17 protein-coding genes and 3 pseudogenes are annotated in these 20,139 nt (G+C 71.4%); 5 read left to right on the top strand and 15 right to left on the bottom strand.

What is annotated here, in order from left to right; genetic code table 11:
* Positions 1-3 precede the first annotated feature (3 nt).
* Complete coding sequence (hemQ, locus tag ACH4YP_RS13970; protein WP_361073275.1) at positions 4-741, top strand: hydrogen peroxide-dependent heme synthase; 738 nt, start codon at positions 4-6, stop codon at positions 739-741.
* Between the two features lie 39 nt (positions 742-780).
* On the opposite strand, the gene ACH4YP_RS13965 is transcribed toward hemQ, so the two are convergent.
* From ACH4YP_RS13965 to ACH4YP_RS13935, 7 genes and pseudogenes are all read right to left on the bottom strand, one after another.
* Positions 781-2,355 (bottom strand): alpha/beta hydrolase, encoded by a 1,575-nt coding sequence (locus ACH4YP_RS13965; protein ID WP_398490696.1) that lies wholly within the window; start codon positions 2,353-2,355, stop codon positions 781-783.
* A gap of 129 nt (positions 2,356-2,484) precedes the next feature.
* The gene (locus tag ACH4YP_RS13960; RefSeq protein WP_398490695.1) at positions 2,485-3,261 is read right to left on the bottom strand and encodes a TIGR04222 domain-containing membrane protein; all 777 of its coding nucleotides are present in this window, start codon (positions 3,259-3,261) and stop codon (positions 2,485-2,487) included.
* 103 nt (positions 3,262-3,364) lie between these two features.
* Positions 3,365-4,249, bottom strand: coding sequence for a DUF4142 domain-containing protein (locus ACH4YP_RS13955; RefSeq protein WP_398490694.1), 885 nt, complete (start codon positions 4,247-4,249; stop codon positions 3,365-3,367).
* A gap of 435 nt (positions 4,250-4,684) precedes the next feature.
* The gene (locus tag ACH4YP_RS13950; protein WP_361058833.1) at positions 4,685-6,034 is read right to left on the bottom strand and encodes a DUF692 domain-containing protein; all 1,350 of its coding nucleotides are present in this window, start codon (positions 6,032-6,034) and stop codon (positions 4,685-4,687) included.
* A gap of 170 nt (positions 6,035-6,204) precedes the next feature.
* A complete protein-coding gene (locus ACH4YP_RS13945; protein ID WP_361058835.1) occupies positions 6,205-7,014 on the bottom strand; it encodes a DUF4142 domain-containing protein in 810 nt (269 codons plus the stop codon).
* A gap of 186 nt (positions 7,015-7,200) precedes the next feature.
* Positions 7,201-7,533, bottom strand: a pseudogene (locus ACH4YP_RS13940) (beta-1,3-glucanase family protein).
* 282 nt (positions 7,534-7,815) lie between these two features.
* Complete coding sequence (locus ACH4YP_RS13935; protein WP_398490693.1) at positions 7,816-9,438, bottom strand: DHA2 family efflux MFS transporter permease subunit; 1,623 nt, start codon at positions 9,436-9,438, stop codon at positions 7,816-7,818.
* Between the two features lie 210 nt (positions 9,439-9,648).
* On the opposite strand from ACH4YP_RS13935, the gene ACH4YP_RS13930 reads away from it, so the two are divergent.
* Positions 9,649-10,278: a helix-turn-helix domain-containing protein gene (locus ACH4YP_RS13930; RefSeq protein WP_398490692.1), complete on the top strand. Its 630-nt coding sequence runs from the start codon at positions 9,649-9,651 to the stop codon at positions 10,276-10,278.
* Between the two features lie 92 nt (positions 10,279-10,370).
* Positions 10,371-11,219 (top strand): class I SAM-dependent methyltransferase, encoded by an 849-nt coding sequence (locus ACH4YP_RS13925; protein ID WP_361058841.1) that lies wholly within the window; start codon positions 10,371-10,373, stop codon positions 11,217-11,219.
* A 44-nt stretch (positions 11,220-11,263) separates the two neighbouring features.
* On the opposite strand, the gene ACH4YP_RS13920 is transcribed toward ACH4YP_RS13925, so the two are convergent.
* Entirely contained in the window at positions 11,264-12,067 is an 804-nt protein-coding gene (locus ACH4YP_RS13920; protein WP_398490691.1) for a peptidyl-tRNA hydrolase, read from the bottom strand.
* A gap of 161 nt (positions 12,068-12,228) precedes the next feature.
* On the opposite strand from ACH4YP_RS13920, the pseudogene ACH4YP_RS13915 reads away from it, so the two are divergent.
* Positions 12,229-12,929 (top strand): annotated as a pseudogene (locus ACH4YP_RS13915) (ATP-binding cassette domain-containing protein).
* Positions 12,926-13,585, top strand: a pseudogene (locus ACH4YP_RS13910) (ABC transporter); the annotation flags it as partial. The pseudogenes ACH4YP_RS13915 and ACH4YP_RS13910, both read left to right, overlap by 4 nt.
* A 6-nt stretch (positions 13,586-13,591) precedes the next feature.
* On the opposite strand, the gene ACH4YP_RS13905 reads toward ACH4YP_RS13910, so the two are convergent.
* The 7 genes from ACH4YP_RS13905 to ACH4YP_RS13875 all read right to left on the bottom strand — a co-directional run bounded on the left by ACH4YP_RS13905 (position 13,592) and on the right by ACH4YP_RS13875 (position 19,977).
* Complete coding sequence (locus ACH4YP_RS13905; protein ID WP_398490828.1) at positions 13,592-13,789, bottom strand: hypothetical protein; 198 nt, start codon at positions 13,787-13,789, stop codon at positions 13,592-13,594.
* Positions 13,790-13,868: 79 nt separating this feature from the next.
* The gene (locus tag ACH4YP_RS13900; RefSeq protein WP_398490690.1) at positions 13,869-14,729 is read right to left on the bottom strand and encodes an aldo/keto reductase; all 861 of its coding nucleotides are present in this window, start codon (positions 14,727-14,729) and stop codon (positions 13,869-13,871) included.
* Positions 14,730-14,919: 190 nt separating this feature from the next.
* Positions 14,920-16,302 carry a PhoX family protein gene (locus ACH4YP_RS13895; protein WP_398490689.1) on the bottom strand — a complete coding sequence of 461 codons (1,383 nt, stop codon included), beginning with the start codon at positions 16,300-16,302 and terminating at the stop codon, positions 14,920-14,922.
* Between the two features lie 95 nt (positions 16,303-16,397).
* Positions 16,398-17,213 (bottom strand): slipin family protein, encoded by an 816-nt coding sequence (locus ACH4YP_RS13890; RefSeq protein ID WP_398490688.1) that lies wholly within the window; start codon positions 17,211-17,213, stop codon positions 16,398-16,400.
* Positions 17,214-17,351: 138 nt separating this feature from the next.
* Positions 17,352-18,803 carry a SulP family inorganic anion transporter gene (locus tag ACH4YP_RS13885; protein WP_398490687.1) on the bottom strand — a complete coding sequence of 484 codons (1,452 nt, stop codon included), beginning with the start codon at positions 18,801-18,803 and terminating at the stop codon, positions 17,352-17,354.
* A 50-nt stretch (positions 18,804-18,853) separates the two neighbouring features.
* Entirely contained in the window at positions 18,854-19,444 is a 591-nt protein-coding gene (locus ACH4YP_RS13880; RefSeq protein ID WP_361058853.1) for a carbonic anhydrase, read from the bottom strand.
* A gap of 158 nt (positions 19,445-19,602) precedes the next feature.
* Positions 19,603-19,977: a hypothetical protein gene (locus ACH4YP_RS13875; RefSeq protein ID WP_361058855.1), complete on the bottom strand. Its 375-nt coding sequence runs from the start codon at positions 19,975-19,977 to the stop codon at positions 19,603-19,605.
* Positions 19,978-20,139: the final 162 nt, after the last annotated feature.

Below are 20,139 nucleotides of genomic sequence, written 5' to 3'. Positions count from 1 at the left end.
CCCATGAGTGACGACGCCCCCACCACCGGCCAGGCCAGGATTCCGAACGCCGGCAAGAAGGCCAAGGACCTCAACGAGGTCATCCGCTACACCCTCTGGTCCGTGTTCAAGCTTCGAGACGTCCTCCCCGATGACGCTCCGCGCGCCGGGTACGCGGACGAGGTCCAGGAGCTCTTCGACCAGCTCGACGCCAAGGACGTCACCGTCCGCGGCACGTACGACGTGTCGGGGCTGCGCGCCGACGCCGACCTCATGATCTGGTGGCACGCCGAGACGGCCGACCAGCTCCAGGAGGCGTACAACCTCTTCCGCCGTACGAAGCTGGGCCGCGCGCTGGAGCCGGTCTGGTCGAACATGGCGCTGCACCGGCCGGCGGAGTTCAACCGCTCGCACGTCCCGGCGTTCCTCGCCGACGAGACGCCGCGCAACTACATCAGCGTCTACCCCTTCGTGCGCTCCTACGACTGGTACCTGCTGCCGGACGAGGACCGTCGCCGGATGCTCGCCGACCACGGCAAGATGGCCCGGGGGTACCCGGACGTGCGCGCCAACACGGTCGCCTCCTTCTCACTCGGTGACTACGAGTGGCTGCTCGCCTTCGAGGCGGACGAGCTGTATCGCATCGTGGATCTCATGCGCCACCTGCGTGCGTCCGAGGCGCGGATGCACGTCCGGGAAGAGGTGCCGTTCTACACCGGGCGGCGGAAGTCCGTCGCCGAGCTGGTCGCCGGGCTCGCGTAGCCCTGTACGTACACAGCCCCGCGTCCCTGAAGGGCGCCCCTAAAGGCGCGTGACCGGGGTTGGCTCCTTGTGCGGCGCGCAGGCTGCGCCTCGCACCGGGAGCTCGCCCTCCAGCAAGTACGCGTCCAGGTAGGCGTTGACGCACGCGTTGGAGCCGCCGCCGATGCCGTGCGAGCCCGACGCCCGCTCGGTGATCAGAACGGAACCCGACAGGCGCCGGTGCAGCTCCAGGGCGCCGGAGTACGGGGTCGCCGCGTCCCGTTCGGCGGCCAGGATCAGGGTGGGCGGCAGCTCACCGGGTGACGTCCGTACGTCGAGCGGCCGTTGGCGGGGCAGGGGCCAGTAGGCGCAGGGCAGGTTCATCCAGACGTTGTCCCAGGTCTCGAACGGGGCCACGCGGGCGAGCCGGGTGTTGTCCCGGTCCCAGGTGTGCCAGGCCCGCGGCCAGGGCGCGTCGTTGCACTCGATGGCGGAGTAGACCGCCTTGCTGTTCTCCTGCTCCTTCACCGCGTCCGGGTTCGGCCCCGCCTGCCGGATCAGGGGCTGCGGGTCGCCCTTCAGATAGGCGGAGAGCGCCAGGGCGCGCTGCGGCCAGTAGTCGTCGTAGTACCCGGCCTGCAAGAACGTGCTCCGGAGCTGACCCGGACCGACCTTGCCGCCCGCGGGTTCGGCGGCGAGCCGCGCCCGGGCCCGCTCGTAACTGCGCAGTACTTCTTCCGGCGTGCGGCCCAGTCCGTACACCTTGTGGTGCTTGGCGATCCATGTGCGGAAGTCGGCCCAGCGGCCCTCGAAGGCGACCGACTGGTCGAGGTTGTTCCGGTACCAGACCTTCTCCGGGTCCGGGTTCACGGCCGAGTCGAAGACCATCCTGCGTACGTGCGAGGGGAACAGCGTCGCGTACAGCGACGCGAAGTACGTGCCGTACGAGGCCCCCATGAAGGTCAGCTTCCGTTCGCCGAGGGCGGCGCGCAGGACGTCCAGGTCGCGGGCGTTGTTGAGCGAGGAGAAGTGCCGGATCTCGCGCCCCGACCGCTCGACACAGCCCCGCGCGTACGCCTTGGCCCGCGCGACGCGCTCCTTCTTGTACGACTCCGAGGGGTACGTCGGCGACTGTGTGGGGCCCTTCAGGAGCCGCTTCGGGTCCTGGCAGGAGAGCGGGGCCGACCGGCCGACCCCGCGCGGGGCGTAGCCGACGAGGTCGTACGCCCCGGCGATGCGCTTCCACTCCGGGATCATGCCGATCAGCGGGAAGTACATGCCGGAGGCGCCGGGGCCGCCCGGGTTGAAGACCAGCGAGCCCTGCCGCGCGACCGGCCGCTTGCCGTACTTGCCGGTGGCCTTCACCCGGCTGACGGTCAGCTTGATCTTCCTGCCCTCGGGGTGCGCGTAGTCGAGCGGCACCTCCACCGTGCCGCACTGCAGGCTGCCGGGGGTGTCCTGCTCCGCCGAGCAGTTGCCGAACCGGATGCCCTCGGCGGCGGCGCGCTGGGCGGCGACCGCCGTGCCGTGCAGTTCGGACCGGCCGAGCGGGGTCTGGGCGCCGCCCGCGGGGGCGGCGACGACGGCGGTCAGAACCAGGGACCCGGCCGTTCCGTAGAGGGCGGCAGCTCGCATCGCGTTCCCTTCAGTGCACGGCAGCAACAGAAGGGATGTTTCGTTCGGTACTTGGCGAAGTAAAGCACCGGCCCGCCGGTGTCGGCCCAATGACCCCGATGCGCGCCCGGCGCGCGTCCCCGGCGCGCTCTAGGCGTGCGGTTCTCGGTGTGCGAAGGCCGCACGCAGGTCCGGTTCGCCGATCGCGCGGATGCCGCGCACGGCCACGGTGGTGAGGTACGTACGGTCGTCGCTGCCGCTGTCCGCGCGGCGGGCCAGGGCGCTGAGCAGGTGCTGGCCGGCCGGGGACGCCCAGCGCGTGTAGGGGTGGACCTCGATCCGGGCTATGGCCAGGCAGCTCAGGGTGAGGATGAGCGGGAGCGTGAACCAGATGGCCACCAGAGCCCGGTTCTCCTGCGCCTGAGAAGGCATCAACAGGGCGACCGCGCCCAGGCCCAGCACGGCCACCGCGGCGGCCCGCACCTGGCGGACGGCGCCCGCGACGGTGGTGCGGGCGCCGTCGGGCACGGCGAGGCCCGCCGCGACGAGGCGGTCGGCGAGGACGCGTACGGACTCCGCGGCGGCCGCGGTCGTACGGACCGGCGCGATCCGCGACTGCCCGTACGGGCCTATCGCGCCCAGCACCGAGCGTTCCATCTCGTCCCGGCCGCGCGGGTCCACGACGGTCGCCCAGCCCGTGTGGGCGAGCAGCAGGCGGCGCTGGCGGGCCATCGACACCAGCGTCAGCTCGGCGACCCGCGCCGGGCCGCCCGACAGGAACGCCGCCTCGTACAGCGTGAGGCCGCGGCCCTGGAACCGGTCCGTCTCGTCGACGACGGCGGCGGCGCGGACGGAGGCCAGGCACAGACGCGTACACGTGGTGCCGGCCGCGACCCAGGCGAGGAGCAGGAGGAGGACCCAGAACATGCGGGATTTCTATGCGAAGGAGGCCCGGGTGCGCCACGGCTTGTTCACAATTTGGACGGAGCGTCGTCACAGTGTGACGTTTCGCTTCGGTGCGTTCCGGTTGTCAGGGCTTCTTGTCCTCGGACTTGTCCCCGCCCTTGTCCCCGTCCTTCGAGGCCTCGGACTTCTTGGGCTCCTTGGGTTCCTTCGGCTCGTCGTCCTCCGGCGGGCGGCTCGTCGCGGGCGGCGGCAGGGTGTAGGTCCGCGCAGGGGAGGGGTCGGCCGGGGACGCGGAGACCGGGACGGGCGGGCTCGGGGAGTCCGTCGGACCGGGCGGGGCCGGGGAGTTGGTGAGCGGCGGCGGGCTCGCGGTGGCCGCGTCCCGGGCCAGGGCGTCGAAATCGACGAGACCGGTGGCCTCCAGGACCGTGATGTGGTCCAGGACCGTGGTGTTCGCGTCGTCGGCGAGACCGCGGACGAGCGAGTTGCGGGTGCTCGCGCGGACCTGCGCGACCAGGCCGAAGACCTTGCCGTGCGCCTTGCGCAGGATGTTCGCGAACTGCACGTCGTATTCCTCGCCCCGCGCCGCGCTCAGCGTGCCGAGCCACGCCCGCTGCTGCTCGTTGGGCTGGTTGGGCAGTTGGAGCCCGAGCCGCGAGGCCACCTCGCGCACACGCTCGTCCAGGAACGTGTGCCCCTCCACGAGGTGCTCGCCCGCCGTCTTGACCGCCTGGGTCGTGCCGCGTTCCTCGGCCTGCTGGCCGGCGGGCAGTTCCCACAGGCCCGCGAGCCGCACCTTGGTGACGAACTCCCGGTCCAGCGCGGACAGCGGACCGTACCTCGTCGACATGGTCTGGGCGTTCAGGGTGTCCACGCCGGTGCCCGACCGGTCCGAGTACGACCAGACCGGGAAGATCAGCGCCACGAGGGTCGCGGCCAGGCCCGTGACGATGAGCCCGGTGCCGCTGAACAGTCTGCGGCTGGTTCCGTGGCTGTTGATGGATCGCATGGTGCCTCCTGTTGCGGCACCGCACGTTAGTGCGCTTCGGGTTGGGCTGGAATATTACTGCGTGGCGTACGTCAACTGAGGTACGGGTTCGGACGGTTGCCGCACGAACCCGGACAGACGGCCGCAGGAGGGGCGTTTTCGCAGGTGGAGGCGGTGCGGCGGCGCACAGGCGACGGCGGGCGGGCTTCCGCGCACCACGCGCACACGCGGGGTGCGCCCGGCGCCGGTCGGATGCGAGCCCGCGCGCCCGGCCGTCGGGGCAGCGGCACTGAGCAGGCAAGGAGCCCGCTGTCCTGTACGGATCCGGTGCCCGTGTAGCCCGGTGAGCGATGTCACGTGGTGGCGCAGGCCCCTACGCCCGACGTCGACTTGTTCTCAACGCCCCGGCGAGACCGCGCGGGCAGGAGACCCGTCATCGTCTCGGCGGGACGCGCCTCATCGCCCCAGCAGTACCCGTCGTGTGGCGCGTGCCAGGCGGGCCGCGGGGTGCTGCGACAGCGGGGCGGGACCCGAGCGCTCCAGCCACCAGTCGCTCACCCGCCGCCGTACGTCCGGGTCCTCCAGCCGGCCGCCGAGCAGCAGCTGCTCGGCGAAGTCCAGCGCGTCCCGCCGGTAGCCGCCGGTCATCGGGTGGCCGTGCGCGTACGCGACGAACGCCTTGCGGTACGCCCCCGCGAGAATCTCCGGCAGCTCGGGCGCGACCTTGGCCACGACATCGGCCCGCTTGCCCGCCAGCGCCCGGGCCTGCACCGACAGCCGGGTCCCGTCGAAGCCCTCCGGTACGGGCGTTCCGGCCACCAGCGCGGACAACAGGGCCGCCTGCGCGAGGGCGAGCCGCTGGCGGGAGGGGTCGGTGGACGGTGACGCCTTCGGCGCCCCGTCGGAATCCGGTTCGGCGGTTCCGGAGGCGTCGGACATGGCACCGGCGGACACCTTCGACGCCTCCGGGGCCACCGAGACCGCCCCCTTCTCCACCGTCTCCCGTATCGCCGTCAGCTCTCGCTCCAGCTCGGCCGGTGCGGGGAAGTTCTCGTCGCGCTCCAGGAGCACGCCCGGCGGGCGGACCCGGGAGGACAGGTCGGCGAGGATCGCGAGGACGGCCGGCGGCACGGCGTGGGCGTGGCTGTCGTGCCAGACGCCGTCCCGCTCGAAACCGCCGGCGACATGGACGTACGCGATGGCCTCGACGGGCAGTTCGTCCAGCGCCTTGGCGGGGTCCTCGCCGCGGTTGACGTGGTTGGTGTGGAGGTTGGCCACGTCGATGAGGAGGCGTACGCCCGTGCGGTCGGCCAGGTCGTACAGGAACTGTCCCTCGGTCATCTCCTCGCCCGGCCAGGCGATCAGCGCCGCGATGTTCTCCACCGCGAGCGGCACGGGCAGCGCGTCCTGGGCGATGCGGATGTTCTCGCAGAGGACGTCGAGGGCGTCCCGGGTGCGGGGGACGGGCAGCAGGTGCCCGGCCTCCAGGCGGGGCGAGGCGGTGAGCGCCCCGCCCGCGCGGACGAACGCGATGTGCTCGGTGACCAGAGGGGAGCCGAGGGCCTCGGCGGCCGCCGCGAGGTCGGCGAGCTTTCCCTCGTCGGGGCGGTCGGCGCCGCCGAGCCCGAGCGACACCCCGTGCGGAACCACCGTGACGCCGCGCTCGCGGAGCCGTACCAGCGACTCCGGGAGATGCCCCGGGCACACGTTCTCCGCGACGGCCTCGACCCAGTCGATGCCGGGCATGCCCTCCACGGCCGCCGCGATCTCCGGCCGCCACCCGATTCCCGTACCCAAGTGCTTCATCGCGTCCCCCTCCTTCACCACGGCTTCACCAGGACCTGTGCGTCGTCTCCTTCGACGGACCTGTTGTTCCGGCGTGACGGGGTCATGGCCCCGGCAAGCGGGGCCGAACCCATCGGCGGGGACGTTCAGAGCAACATTTGAGCTTCGGGACGGGCTGAGGTCATCCCTCGCTAAGGCGAGGGAGTGGGCGAGGCCCCGCCGGGATTGTCCGGGTCCTCGGCTTCCGGTCGGTTCGTGTTGACCGTGCCCGGCTGACCCGGTGAGGGCCGCGAGGTGGTCTGGATGTCGCCTGACGCCTCCGCGGGCGGGGCCACGGACGGGGCCACGCCCGAGACCGGCGGCGGCGGACCGCTCGGGCTGGCCGTCGATCCGGCCACCGAGTCGTTGGCGATCGCGTCGAAGTCGATCGCGCCGGTCTTCTCCAGCACCGTGATGTGGTCGAGCACGGTCTGGTTGGTGTCCGAGGCGAGCTGACGCACCAGCGTGTTGCGCGTCTGGTTCCGGACCGTGCCGATCACCGGGAAGATCTTGCCGTGCGCGGACCGGAGGAGGTTCGCCCACACCTTCACATAGTCCTCGTCCGACGCCGCGGACATCTGGTTCAGCCAGCCCTGCTGCTGCTCGGTGGGCTGGTTCGGCAGCGAGAGACCGAGATCCCGCGCGACACTGCGTGCGCGCTTGTCGAGGTCGGTATGACCGACGATCAGGTGGTCGGCCGCCTCCCGCACCGGACCGCTCGGGAATCGCTCGGCAGCCTGCTGGCCCGCCGGCAACTCCCACAGACCTGCCAGCCGCACGCGGTTGATCAGGTCGCGGTCGTTGGCGGTCAGCGGGCCCCAGCGCGTCGGTACGGTTCCGGAGGCGAGGTTCGCCTCTCCCGTACCGGCGCGGTCGGCGTACGACCACACGGGGAACGCGAGCGCGCCGAGTGTGCCGACGAGTGCCACGATGACGAGGGCCGTGCCGTTGATTCGCCGCAAAGGTGCCTCCCGGGATATGCCAACTGGTCGTTGGGAATCTGTGCTTGGCCAGCGCAGGGAGATACGCGTGGGGCGGCCGGTGTGTTCAACAGTCGATGTTTGCTCCCTCACATTCGTTGTTCGGGCGTGTCGTGAGGGCCGGGCGGGTCCGTCCGGCCCTCACGATCCGCTGCCGGGCGGGCCGGCTCAGCCGAACGGGTCGAGCGTGATGTACGCCGTCTGCGGGTTGCCGTCGTTGACCAGCGACTCATGGTTGCCGACGTCGTCGCAGGCGAATCCGCACGCCTCGCCGTCGGCCGTCTGGGCGTGAATCTTCCGACCCTAGTGGTTGGTCACCGCGTCCTGGTAGAAGCCCGCGGAACTCGTGTCGGGCTGGTTGGGGTTGGTCAGGAACGTGGACCGGTTGTAGCCCGCGCACAGGGTGCGGGAGATCGGGCCGCGCACACCTTCGTGCGAGAACAGGTCACAGCGACGGCCGTGGGTCCGGGCGCCCACGAGGAGCGTGGCGCACACCGGCATCTCACGCCGGGTCCGGGTGTCCGCGGTGAGCGGGTCGGCGTCGGTCACCCCAGGTCCGCCCGGTCGCCGACCCGGATCACCCTCGACCCCTCCGCCACGGCGACGCCGACCGGGCTCGGACACCGCGACACCATCGCGTCCTTCACCGGGGGCATCCAGTCGGCACCGTGAGCCGCCGGGCTCTCCCGGTGGCATCGGCTCGTCCGGGGAGCGCGGGACGTGTGGGCCGGGTGTGGCTCGCGTGCCCGGCCATCGGTTGCGGTTTCTCGTGGAGGCCCGGGGTTACGCAGTGGTCGCGTCGGCCGGCTCCGGTTCGTTCGCCGGTGTGGCTGTGGGCTGCTGCGGCCCTCGGGCGAGGACATACGCGAAGAGGGCGGCCATGACGGCGACCCCGGCCCACATGGCGTTCTGCCAGCCGTCGACGAACGACTCCTGGGCGGCACGGACCAGCGACTCCGCCTGGTCGCCGGTCTGGGGCGCGGCGTCGAGGGCGTTGGCGACACCTTCGCGCGCGGTGTCGGCAGGGCCCTCTGGAACGCCGGCGAGCCGGGAGTCGATGGCGCTCCGGTAGCCGGCGGACAGGAGGGCTCCGAGCAGGGCGACGCCGAGCGCGGTGCCGAACTCGCGGGTGACGTCGTTGAGCGCGGACGCGACGCCCTGGCGCTCCCGGGGGAGGGCACCGGTGATGGCCTCGGTGGAGGGCGTCATCGAGAGGCCCATGCCGATGCCCATGGCGAGCATCCCGGGAAGGACGGACAGATAGCCGCCGTCGACGGAGACGACGGCGGCCATGAGCGCCAGACCCGCACCGGCCAGCAGGACGCCGGTGGCCATGGTCGCCCGGGGGCCGACACGCGCGGCCAGCTGTGCGGCGAGGCCGGAGGACATCATCATCATGACGGCCATGGGCATCATCGCCAGGGTGGACAGCAGCGCCGACCAGCCGAGGACGGCCTGGAAGAACGGGAAGAGGACCACGAAGATGCCCGCCTGGACACCGAAGACCACCAGGAGCGTGATCGAGCCCCCGGCGAGGCCGCGCTCGCGGAACAGGCGTACGTCCAGCAGCGCGGCATCCCGGCTGCGCAGTTCCCAGGCTACGAAGCCGATGGCGGCGATGACGCCGACGACCAGGCCGATCAGGGTCGCGGGGGCGGTCCAGCCCCGCTCGGGGCCTTCCTGGAGGACGAAGATGAGCCCGACCACCGCGACGACGGACGTCAGCGCGCCGACGGTGTCGAAGGCGTGCCCGGACCTCTCGCGGGAGTTGGGGACGGACCGCAGCGTCATGGCGAGGGCGACCGTCACGAGTGCGATGGGCAGGACGAACAGCCACCGCCAGCTCACCGCGTCGACCAGGGCGGCCGAGAGGAACATGCCCAGGACGCCGCCACCGCCGGCCACACCGGTCCACACGCCGATCGCCCGTCCCCGTTCCTCCTTGGGGAAGGTCGAGGTGATGACGGCGAGCGTGATCGGCATGATCATCGCCGCGCCCACTCCGCCGAGCAGCCGGGCGGCGAGCATGACCTCGGTCGACGGGGCGAGGCTGGCCACCGCGTTGGCGACGCCGAAGACGGTCAGGCCGGCGAGCAGCATGGGCTTGCGGCCGAAGCGGTCGCCGATCGCGCCGAGCGGCAACAGGAGCGCGGCCAGGCTCAGCGTGTAGAGGTTGATGATCCACAGGACCGTGCTCTGCGAGGCGTCGAAGGCGACGGCGAGGTCGGGCTGGGCCACGTTGAGCCCGGACACCGAGGCGATGACGGCCATCAGCGCGATACAGACGGCGATCAGGATCGTCCGACGCTGACGAGCGTCGGGCACGCCCTCGCCCGGGGCGCCCTCGTTCGGGGTGTCGGCGCCGCTCGGGTCGGGGCTCGCTTCGGGAGCCTGGTTCGTACTCATGGATTCCTCGGGATTCTCAAGAGGGCATGCGGATATCGGTTCAGCGGGGCACGCGGATACCGGCGCCGGAGCGGAAGCCGAAGCGCCAGGGGCGATGGGTGGACAGGGGTGGGTCCCGTCCTTCGCTCACGCGGTCGGTGAGCGGCGGGCCGCGGGCCGGACAAGAACGACGCTAAGCGCTTCTTGCTCTGTGGGCATACGATGTTGCCTATGACGCAAGACAATGGCGAGCTGGACAGCCTGGTACGCAAACGCATCCGTGCCCTCCGCGTGGCCCAGGGCTGGTCCCTGGAGGAGCTGGCCACCCGTGCCCAGGTCAGTCAGTCCACGCTCAGCCGCATCGAGACCGGCAGCCGCCGCCTGGCCCTCGACCAGCTCGTCACCCTGGCCCGCGCCCTGGACACCTCCCTCGACCAGCTGGTCGAGACCGCCACGGACGACGTCATCTCCAACCCGATGATCGACGCGGCCCACGGGCTGATGCGCTGGCCCATCAAGGCGGAGCCCGGCATGACCGTCGTACGCCAGCGCATGACCGATCCGCCGCCCGACAACCCCTCGCGGATGCGCGCCCACCCGGGCCGCGAATGGCTCGTCGTCCTCTCCGGCACCGCGATCCTGCTGCTGGGCAACCGGCGCCTGCGGATCGAGACCAACCAGGCGGCGGAGTTCACCACGATGCTTCCGCACGCCATCGGCGCCGATGGCGGGCCGTGCGAGATCCTCGGCATCTTCGACCGCGACGCCCGCCGCGGCCACCAGCGCGGCGAGGACGCGGGGAAGACGAGCCGCTCGTCTGCGTCGCCGTCGCCGTCGTCGCCGACGTCTCCGTCACCGTGACCGTTTGCGTGTCCCGCAGTTCAGCCGGTCATCGTCTTGCGCATTCCGGAAGCGACCAGGCCACCCGCGAACGGCCCGCCTAGCTTGGGCGCATGAACCATCCCTCCCCGCACACAGCGAGCCATGGTCACGAGCGCCACGCAGGCGACCACTCGGAGATCCTCGACCTGGACGCGGAAGTACTCGCCGAACACATCGCGTCCATCACCGCCTGGCTGCCCGTCGGGGCCGGCCCCCGCCGCATCGTGGATCTGGGCTGCGGTACCGGAGCCGGCAGCCTCGCCCTGCTCGATCGCTTTCCCGGGGCGGAGGTGACGGCGGTCGACGTCTCGGCCGCCCACCTGCACCGCCTCCAGGAGAAGGCAGCCGGAGCGGCCGACCGCCTGCGCATCGTGCGGGCCGACCTCGACGCGGCGGTGTGGCCCGACCTCGGCGCACCGGACCTGGTCTGGGCGTCGGCCTCCATGCACCACATGTCCGACCCCGGCCGCGCCCTGCGCCAGGTCCACGAGCTGCTGGCACCGGGCGGGCTGTTCGCCGTCGTCGAGCTGGCCGGCTTCCCCCGGTTCCTGCCGGCGGACGCCCCGGAAGAGGCTCCCGGCCTTGAGGATCGCTGCCATGCCGCACTCGACCACCACCACGCCGAGCAGGTACCCCATCGCGGCGCCGACTGGGGAACCAAGCTGACGGAGACCGGCTTCACGGTCGAGGGCGAACGCACCGTCGCGGTCGACGTCGGCCCGACGCACACCGACGCGGTGGGCCGCTACGCGCTCAGCAGCCTGCGCCGCATCCGCGGCAACGCGGCATCCGCCCTGACGTCCGAGGACCTGACCGCTCTCGACCAACTCCTCGACATCGACAGCCCGTACAGCATCCTGCGCCGCACCGACCTCGGCGTGCGCACCGAGCGCACGGTGTGGGCGGCACGCCGCACCTGACCCTCACGGTCCCGGAGCCGGCCAAGGGCAGGGACGCGAACGTGCTATTCGGCCGACCGGCGCACGTGGTCCGGCAGGAGGGCGCCGACGCGGTCGTATCCCTCGACCGCGACGGTTGTCCCCGGCGCGATCTCCGTGAAGCCCGCGTCGCGCACCAGCGGCAGTCCGCTCGTGGTGAGTTCGGTCCACCGGGCGGGGGCGGCGGTGCGGACCGTGAGGGGGAAGCCCGCCTCACGCCAGGCCGTGCGGTCCTCGTCCGACAGCTCCCACCAGGCCAGTTGGGCGCCGTGGCCCGCCTGGGCCATCGACTTGCCGGCCGACATCTCCAGGTCCGGGTTCATCCAGAGCACGGGCCCCGCCGGGTCGGCGTCTCCGGGCGGCTCCGGGTCGTCCAGGTCCGTGGCGGAGACCTGGAGGCGTGCCAGGTCCTTGGGCCAGCCGTCGAGCGGGACCGGCGGGAAGACCCGGACCTCGGCCGACTTCCCGGTGACGGTGAGACCGGGCAGCGCCTCGGCCCGCCGCCACTCGGCGCCGCGCGCCCGCCGGACGACCTTGCGGATCCGGGCGTCCTGCCAGTCCCGCATCGCCTGCGCCCACTCCCCGTCCCCCAGCGACCGCTCGTCGCTGAGCATCACCAGGACGGCACGGGCCGCGGTCTCCAGCGCGTCCGTACGCCCCGGCGGTTCGTTCCGCTCGATACGGACGACCAGGGGCAGCACGTACTGCGGGGCCTCGTCGCGGGCGGTCCGCTCGTGCCGGAAGGGGCTGTCCTGCGGGGTGCCGTCCGGGGAGTCCTGTGGGGTGTCCCCGGCGCCGGCACCGGAGGCGGTCGTCTGGTCGCTGCTCACGCCCTCCAGTCTGCCAGGCGGAAGATCGGTTCCCCGGAGCGGTTCCTTGGAGCGATGCCCAGGAGCGGTTCCTCGGGACAGGTCTTCTGACTGGTCCCTCTGGCCGGTCCGCCGACTGGTTCCTCTGCGCTCACGCGAACGGCCGCGCGAGGATGAGACGCATGAATCGCGAGTTGCTGCTGGAGGGCGTCGGCCGCCGGTACGGTCTCGGCGGCGCCCCATGGGTACTGCGCGGCGTCGACCTCACGCCGACCCCGGGCACCCTGACGAGGATCGAGGGCGCCAACGGCAACGGCAAGTCGACCCTGTTGCGCCTGCTGGCCGGAATCCACCTCGGCAGCGTCCACCGCCTGTCCCGTGGGGAGGCCGCCCGGGCCGCCGTCGAGTGGCTGGAACGGCTGGGCGCCGCCGAGTACGCCCGTACGCCGATGTCGGAACTCTCCAAGGGCAGCAGCCAGAAGGCCGCCGTCGCCCAGGCCCTGCTCACCGAACCGGAACTCCTCGTCCTCGACGAGGCCTGCACCGGACTCGACACGGCCGCCCGTACGGTCATGGGGAGTTCGGCGCCGAGGGAGGAGGCGTACGTGGTTGTCGAGGTACAGGGGCCGCCGGGCGCCGAGCCGCCCGCGGAGGCGACGCGGTCGGCCGTCTCCGTCGAGGAGCCCGGCTCCGGAAGGTGTTCCGCCTCACCGTCCCCGCGACGCGTTCGGACACCTTGCTCAGGGCTCTGCTGACGGCCCGCCCGCCATGGCATGTGGTGAGCGTGGGGGAGGAGTCCGCCGCGACCGGCGTGCCGCCAAGAGCCCCTGCCGCTACGGCTGTTGATGCCGACGCGGATGCCGACGCCGAGGTCCGCTCATGACCGCGCTCCTCCGCTATCAGGCCGCGCTCCTGTTCCGCTCTCAGCGCCGGCTGCCGCCGGTCATCCTGTACGCGGCCGTTCTGGCGATCGGCGTCCAGACGGGCCGGCCGGTGCTGGACTCGCTCGGTTACGCCGCCGCGGTGCTCCCCGTCGCGGCCTGGCTTGTACGCGGCTGTGCTACCAACGAGCCGCCCGCCGCCCGGAGTTGTGTGGGTGCGGCGGCCGGGCCCGCACGGGCGCATCTCGCCTGTCTGCTCGTCGCGTTCGGGGCGGCGGCGCTGCTCGGGGTGGTGGCGACGGTCGTCGTGACCGTGGTCAGCGACCCGGCGAGCACCGACCACCGGACACCCGTACCCGTCGTACCGGCGGGCGGCGCCGGGCTGCTCGCCGCGCTCGCCTGCGCCCTGCTCGGCACGGCCGTCGGAGCGCTCACGACCAGGCCGCTGCTGCGCTCGACCGAACGGGCGGTCCCGGCGATGCTGCTCGCGGCGGTGCTGGCGCTGGTGGTGACCGGGTCACCGGCCCGCGTGGCGGTCACCGACCTGGTGACGGGGTCGCAGGCGGGGGTCGTACCGGCGCCGGTGCTGCCGCTGTTCGTCGCCGGTGTGATGGCGGCTGCGGCCGTCGCGGTGGCCTGCGCGCTCACCACCCGCCGGGGTCGATCAACCGGAGCAGGCTGTGCGCTGTGCCTCCTGCCACTCGCAGACGGGGCACAGCGTGATGCCCTTGTGGGACTCCGGGTACTCGGTGGGCTTCTGGCAGAGCACGCACTCGGCGAAGTCCTCCGGGGGAAGACCGGTGGGTGCCGGATCGCTCGTCGTGGGCCGGTCGTGCCCCGCGGCGGAGCCGCACGATGTCACAGCCCCGCGCCCCTTGAGGGACGCGGGGTGCTCGGTGCCCGAATGGTCGCTCATGCCTTCAGGGTAGGCACGCGCCCCCTCACGCCGCGTCGAGGCGTGCCTGCTCCTCCGTGGACAGCTTCAGCTCCGCGGCCGCGACCGAGTCGCGGATGGTCTCCGGGCGGGAGGAACCCGGGATCGGGATCACCACCGGTGCCTTCGCGAGCATCCACGCCAGGCAGACCTGCTGGGGGCTCACGCCGTGGGCCCGGGCCACGTCCGCGAACGCGGCGTACCGCGAACCCAGCGCGCCGGCGTTCGAGATGCCGCCCAGCGGGCTCCACGGCAGGAACGCGATGCCGAGTTCCGCGCAGAGCTCCAACTCGGGCTCGCTGGAACGGAATGCGGGTGAAAACTGGTTCTGCACGCTCACCAGCCGGCCGCCGAGGATCTCGTTGGCCAGCCGGATCCGGTCGGGATCGGCGTTGGAGATTCCCGCGAAGCGGATCTTGCCCGCGTCGAGCAGATCGCGGATCGCCCCGACAGACTCCTCGTAGGGCACGCGCGGGTCGGGCCGGTGGAACTGGTAGAGCCCGATGGCCTCGACGCCGAGCCGCTCCAGCGAGGCGTCGCAGGCCTTCTTCAGGTACTCCGGCGAGCCGTTCAGCGTCCACGAGCCGTCGCCCGGACGCAGATGACCGCCCTTCGTCGCGATCAGCACGTCCGAGGTGTCACCGCCGTACCCGGCCACCGCGCGGGCGATCAGGGACTCGTTGTGACCGACCTCGTCGGCGTCCCGGTGATAGGCGTCCGCGGTGTCGATCAGCGTCACGCCGGCCTCCAGCGCGGCGTGCACGGTCGCGACCGAACGCTCTTCGTCGGGGCGCCCCTCGATGGACATCGGCATACCGCCCAGACCGATCGCTCCGACCTGGACGTCACCGACGGTGCGTGTCTGCATGAAGGCTCCTCCTGGGGATTCATTCGGTACACCCCAGCCTCCACCGTGACCTTTCAGCCGTCCAACAAGAGAATCCGATCGCTTTGAGCGGTGCCGGTGATGAATCCGGTGCCGGACCCGCCGGGGCGGGACCCGTCATCCGTGTCCCACCCCTCCCGTCGGCCGAGATGTCGGCTCGGCGGGCGTGGAGTTACCTTCGCCAGGGGCCCGTCACCGCGAACGTCGTGCCGGGGGTGTAGCAGTTCACGTACATCGTTCTGCCGTCGGGCGAGAAGGTGACGCCCGCGAACTCGCCCCACTCGGGCTCCTCGGGCGTGCCGATGTTCTGCCGGTTGCGGGCCATCGCGTACACCTCGCCGCGCCGGGTCACGCCGTACACGTGCTGTACGCCCCCGCCGTCCTCGCAGACCATCAGGCCGCCGCTGGGGGCGAGGCAGATGTTGTCGGGGGACTCGCCGGGCAGTTGTACGTCGGTGTCGGGGCCGAAGACGATCACCAGGGTGAGCCGGCGGGCGTCGGGGTCGTACCGCCAGATCTGGCCGAAGTGGTCGGCGGCCGAACCCTCGCTGCTGTGCGCGAAGGACGAGACGAAGTAGACGGACCTGCCGCCCCAGTAGCAGCCCTCCAACTTCTGGGCGTGGGTGATGCCCTTGGGGCCGAAGTCCTGGAAGCGGATGGCGGTTTGGGCGGCCAGCGGGTCCGGGACGTCCACCCACTCGACGCGGTCGAAGCTCGCGCCCGTCTCCTGGATCGACGAGAGGTCCGGTACGCCCGGCACACGCATCGCCTGGAGCCGGCCGCCCGCGCGCAGCGAACCACGGCCGCCCTCGGGCTTGTTGGGCAGGAAGCGGTAGAAGAGGCCGAAGGGCCTCTCGAAGGCGTCCTCGGTCTCGTAGACGATGCCCCGCTTCGGGTCGACGGCGATCGCCTCGTGCTGGAAGCGGCCCATCGCGGTGAGGGGAACCGCGCCCGTGCGGTGCGGATGCGCCGGGTCGACCTCGAAGATGAAGCCGTGGTCCTTGGTGTAGCCGTTCGTGCCGGCCTTGTCCTCGGTCTCCTCGCAGGTGAGCCAGGTGCCCCAAGGGGTGGGCCCACCCGCGCAGTTGACCGCCGTACCGGCGATCGCGACCCGCTCGTCGAGCACGTTTCCGCGCGAGTCGACCGTCAGCGACGTACAGCCGCCCTTGCCCATCGGGTCGTAGGTGAGGCCCTCGATCGTCGGGACCGGGATACGGCCGGTGACGCGGTTCTCGTGGTTGCGGACCAGGTGGACGACCCGGCCGTGTCTGTCGCCGGAGCCGGACCGCCCGGCGAACGCGGCCATGCCGTCGTGGTTGCTCGGCACCCGGCCCTCGCCGGAGCGCAGTTGGTCGCCCTCGCGGGAGAGCACCCGGTAGCGGAAGCCTTCGGGCAGATCCAGCAGGCCGTCCGGGTCGGGGACCAGGGGGCCGTATCCGGTGTGGCCCAGCGCGGTGGCCGTGCCGGTGAAGAGCTCCGACATGGCTCCCGTGAACGCGATGCCCACTCCCAGGGCACCGGAGCGGGCGAGCACCTCGCGTCGTGTTGCGGACATGGGGCAACCTTCCTGTTGGCGGACAGGAGAATGTGACCCGCCTGTGTGTATCACGCAGCAACGGACACGTGAACCACGCGCGTAGCGTGGCGTTCTCACGCAGCGTCAGATGACCCGGATGGCGGGGGAGTTGGGCCCTGGAGTTCGTTCCGCTGCTGTGCCCGCTCCAGGAACCGCAGCAGCTCGACGGGGAAGGGCAGCACGAGCGTCGAGTTCTTCTCGGCGGCGACCGCCACCACGGTCTGCAGCAGCCGGAGTTGGAGCGCGGCGGGCTGCTCGGACATCACCCCGGCGGCCTCCGCCAGCTTCCTCGACGCCTGGAGTTCCGCGTCGGCGTTGATGATCCGCGCCCGGCGCTCACGGTCGGCCTCGGCCTGCCGGGCCATGGACCGCTTCATCGTCTCGGGCAGGGACACGTCCTTGATCTCGACGCGGTCGATGGACACGCCCCAGTCCACGGCCGGGCTGTCGATCATCAGCTCCAGGCCCTGGTTGAGCTTCTCGCGGTTCGACAGCAGGTCGTCGAGGTCGCTCTTGCCGATGATCGAGCGCAGTGACGTCTGTGCCATCTGCGAGACCGCGAAGCGGTAGTCCTCGACCCTGATGATCGCGTTCGACGCGTCGACCACCTTGAAGTAGACGACCGCGTCCACGCGCACCGTCACGTTGTCCCGGGTGATGCCCTCCTGCGCCGGTACGGGCATCGTCACGATCTGCATGTTCACCTTGTGCAGCCGGTCGACCCCGGGGACCACCATCGTGAACCCCGGAGTGCGCGGCTGCCCGCGCAGACGCCCGAGTCGGAGGACCACTCCGCGTTCGTACTGCTTGACGATCCGTGCCGCCGCCGCGACGTACACGACCCCGACGGACGCGACCGTCGCCGCCGCGACCAGGAGTTCCTCGACCATGACGACCCCTGCCCTCCGCACCTTGCGCCGATCGAGTCGCCGCTTATGTGGCTAATCCAACGATACGCCCGTGTTATGGCAACGGAACGGCCCGGGGCTCGACCGAGCCCCAGGCCGTTCCTGCCTGCTCATGGGAGGTTACGGCGTGGTGACCTTCACCGGTTCCGTGCCCGTCGCGCTGTGCCGCTCGGCCCAGTTCTCCAGGGCCGTCCGGCACGCGTGGTCCAGGTGGTGCAGCCCCGACAGGTCCAGCTCGACCGGCCGGTCCTGGGGCAGCGCCTCCAGGTTGTCGAGGATCTTCGGCAGCCGCAGGAAGGTGGCGTTGCCCGACAGGTACGCCTGCACGGGGCCCGCTCCCTTGTCGATGACGTCCAGCTTGAGGTGCGAGGCCTCCCAGGCCGTCTTGGCGACCGCGAGGGCGAGCCCGATGAGGACACCCTCGAACATGCTGATCGCGACGATCGACACGGCCGTGACCACCAGGATCAGCGCCTCGCCCCGGTGCTCGCGCCACAGCGACACGATCCCGCGCAGCGGAATCAGCTTCCAGCCCGCGTGGACCAGGATGCCGGCGAGGGCCGGCAGCGGAATGTAGGCGAGCACGGCCGGCAGCAGCGCCGCGAACAGCAGCAGCCACACACCGTGCATGACCCGGGACGCCTTCGTCCGCGCGCCCGCCTGCACGTTCGCCGCGCTGCGCACGATCACCGCGGTCATCGGCAGCGCGCCGAGCAGCCCGCAGACCGTGTTGCCCGCGCCCTGCGCCATCAGTTCCTTGTCGTACTCCGTACGCGGTCCGTCGTGCAGCCGGTCCACGGCGGCGGCGCTGAACAGCGACTCCGCCGAGGCGATCAGCACGAACGCCACCACCGTGCCGAGCACGCCCAGACTCGCCAGTTCCCCGACGGTCTCGAAGCCCGGCAGCTGGATCGAGTCGAGCAGGCCCTTCACCTCGACGGTGGCCACGGGCAGGCTGAACGCCAGTGTCACGAGTGTGGCCAGCGCGACCGCGGCGAGCGCCCCCGGAACCGTACGCACCTTCTTCGGCAGGCGCTTCCACAGCACCAGCACGGCGATGGTGCCGGCCCCGAGTCCGAACGAGGCCAGTGCCTCGGTGGACCCGGCGGAGTCGGCGATCAGTCCCGGAAGTCCGGCCAGCTTGCCCAGGCCCGAGGCGGGTGCCTCGGCGCCCGCCACCGAGTAGAGCTGCCCCGCGATCAGGACGAGCCCGATCCCGGCCAGCATGCCCTCGACGACGGCCACCGAGATGGCCCGGAAGTAGCGCCCCAACTTCAGGGCGCCCATGGCCACTTGGATCAGACCCGTGGCCAGCACGATGACTCCGAGCACGGGCAGTCCGTACTCCTGCACCGCCTCGAAGACCAGCACGGTCAGGCCCGCGGCAGGCCCCGAGACCTGGAGGCTGCTGCCGGGCAGCAGACCGGTGACGAGGCCGCCCACGATGCCGGTGACCAGGCCGAGTTCGGCGGGTACGCCCGACGCCACCGCCACGCCCACGCACAACGGCAGGGCGACGAGGAAGACGACGAGCGAGGCGGCGAAGTCCTGCCGCAGCTGGGGGAACTTCATTCGGTTGCCTGTACTCATTCGATTGCTTGTGGAGGCCTCCATCGCGTCGCTCACAGCCCCTTGAAGGTGTCGGTGTGCGCGTCGTGCTCCAGGACGGAGCCGGTGTGCACCTCGTAGAACCAGCCGCGCAGCCGGAGTTGACCACTTGTCAGGCGCCGCGCCACGCACGGGTAGGAGCGCAGCCGCAGAAGCTGGGTGAGTATGTGGCTCTGCACGGCCTCGGTGACGGTCGGGTCCTCGACGGCGCCTTCGGGCCGGGGAGTGGAGTGCGCGAGCCAGTCGCGTACGGCGGGTACGGCGGTCAGGTCGTCGCCGCGGACCAGCGCGCCGACGGCACCGCAGTGGGAGTGGCCGCAGACGACGATGTCCGCGACGCCGAGCACCTCGACGGCGTACTCGATGGTGGCCGCCTCGCTGGTGGGCTGCGAGGAGGTGTGTGGGGGGACGATGTTGCCCGCCGTGCGCAGTTCGAAGAGTTCACCGGGCCGGGCTCCGGTGATCAGGGCCGGGACGACCCGGGAGTCGGAGCAGGTGATGAACAGGACCTGCGGGGACTGGCCTTCGGCGAGACGGGCGAACTCCTCCGGGCGGTCCTCGGACTGCTTGCGGAAGGAGCGTGCGTGATCGATGAGCGGCTGCATGTGTCAGTTCCTCCTGGCGCGCAACAGGGCGCGTCGGTGTACAAAACGGAGCGCATGCGGGTACGGCGACATGACCCCACGTCGACGCGCTCGGCGGACGTGGCGTGGTGAGGGTAGGTCAGGTCGGAGTCGCTTCGTTCCCGGTGGGGGTCGGGTTGTCAGCAGCGGAACACTTGAAGTGCCGCCGTGGAGTGGGCTGTCGACGATCTCGTCGTACGGTGGTGCGCCGCCGGAGCGGCGATGTGCGACGGGTCGTCCTGGTAGGTCGCGGAGTCCTTGCAGAGCAGTGGACGCGCGGGTGACTGGGGGACGTGGTCCGCGACGCGGATCCGGTCACGGGTCCGCAGGGGACCCGTCGGGCTGCCCGGGTGCCGGGCCTCACCACAGGTGATGAACTCGGCCTTGCTCTTGGGGCCCATGACAGGTTTCGCATGCGCGGAAGCGAACGCCGAACCAGGCGCGGAGAGTTGCAGGGCGAGCAGGACGGCGGCGAGAACGGCAAACAGGGTCCGGGCCGTCGTACCTCGTAACATGCGCCCCCTCTCGGCCGGCTTCGGGTCAAGTGCTCTCACGTCAACAGGAACGTTAACGGGTGAAGTTGTTTGCAGGGTTAACTTAACGTTTCACCCTGAAGAGAGCCTGAAGTGGGCTGAAGAGCATCGCAAGCAGGCCGGAAACCGGCTGATGGGCGGCGG

Source organism: Streptomyces sp. NPDC020747, assembly GCF_044334695.1.
GTDB lineage: Bacteria > Actinomycetota > Actinomycetes > Streptomycetales > Streptomycetaceae > Streptomyces.
The sequence above is the reverse complement of the archived record's forward strand: the minus strand, read 5'-3'. Positions and strand labels throughout refer to the sequence as shown.

Bases quoted from the DNA above. Each gene is read 5' to 3' on its own strand.
- ACH4YP_RS13955 (WP_398490694.1), bottom strand. From the start codon at position 4,249: ATGCGATCCATCAACAGCCACGGAACCAGCCGCAGACTGTTCAGCGGC.
- ACH4YP_RS13950 (WP_361058833.1), bottom strand. From the start codon at position 6,034: ATGAAGCACTTGGGTACGGGAATCGGGTGGCGGCCGGAGATCGCGGCG.
- ACH4YP_RS13930 (WP_398490692.1), top strand. From the start codon at position 9,649: ATGACGCAAGACAATGGCGAGCTGGACAGCCTGGTACGCAAACGCATC.
- ACH4YP_RS13875 (WP_361058855.1), bottom strand. From the start codon at position 19,977: ATGTTACGAGGTACGACGGCCCGGACCCTGTTTGCCGTTCTCGCCGCC.
- ACH4YP_RS13885 (WP_398490687.1), bottom strand. From the start codon at position 18,803: ATGAAGTTCCCCCAGCTGCGGCAGGACTTCGCCGCCTCGCTCGTCGTC.
- ACH4YP_RS13895 (WP_398490689.1), bottom strand. From the start codon at position 16,302: ATGTCCGCAACACGACGCGAGGTGCTCGCCCGCTCCGGTGCCCTGGGA.
- ACH4YP_RS13925 (WP_361058841.1), top strand. From the start codon at position 10,371: ATGAACCATCCCTCCCCGCACACAGCGAGCCATGGTCACGAGCGCCAC.
- ACH4YP_RS13890 (WP_398490688.1), bottom strand. From the start codon at position 17,213: ATGGTCGAGGAACTCCTGGTCGCGGCGGCGACGGTCGCGTCCGTCGGG.
- ACH4YP_RS13880 (WP_361058853.1), bottom strand. From the start codon at position 19,444: ATGCAGCCGCTCATCGATCACGCACGCTCCTTCCGCAAGCAGTCCGAG.
- ACH4YP_RS13935 (WP_398490693.1), bottom strand. From the start codon at position 9,438: ATGAGTACGAACCAGGCTCCCGAAGCGAGCCCCGACCCGAGCGGCGCC.
- ACH4YP_RS13960 (WP_398490695.1), bottom strand. From the start codon at position 3,261: ATGTTCTGGGTCCTCCTCCTGCTCCTCGCCTGGGTCGCGGCCGGCACC.
- ACH4YP_RS13965 (WP_398490696.1), bottom strand. From the start codon at position 2,355: ATGCGAGCTGCCGCCCTCTACGGAACGGCCGGGTCCCTGGTTCTGACC.
- hemQ (WP_361073275.1), top strand. From the start codon at position 4: ATGAGTGACGACGCCCCCACCACCGGCCAGGCCAGGATTCCGAACGCC.
- ACH4YP_RS13900 (WP_398490690.1), bottom strand. From the start codon at position 14,729: ATGCAGACACGCACCGTCGGTGACGTCCAGGTCGGAGCGATCGGTCTG.